1 protein-coding gene is annotated in these 266 nt (G+C 58.6%); it reads right to left on the minus strand.

Annotation, left to right across the window (positions count from 1 at the left end):
• Positions 1-226: hypothetical protein (locus FVA95_RS29890; RefSeq protein ID WP_205016078.1), on the minus strand; the 226-nt coding region annotated here is incomplete at its 3' end.
• Positions 227-266 lie beyond the last annotated feature (40 nt).

Raw genomic sequence — 266 nt, forward strand, 5'->3', positions numbered from 1 at the left:
TGATGGTATCTCCCCATCCAGGCATCCAGTCGGCTTCTAGCTCCGCAGTGTGGGTGCGGTCCATGGGGGCCAATCGCGCAATTCCCTCGGCAGTGAACTCGGGGGCGAGCGCGGTCGAAATAATGACCTGCTCGTCAACATCAAAAAGGGCCGCCCATTGGGTGTGGAAGACGACCGGAACAGCACCGCACAAGATCTCCGCGGAATGCTCGGGGTCCTCCGACATCCTATTAAGGGCTGCGATATCGGACTCAATGCTCCAATTC

This window comes from Pseudonocardia sp. EV170527-09 (assembly GCF_008369905.1).
Taxonomy (GTDB): Bacteria; Actinomycetota; Actinomycetes; order Mycobacteriales; family Pseudonocardiaceae; genus Pseudonocardia.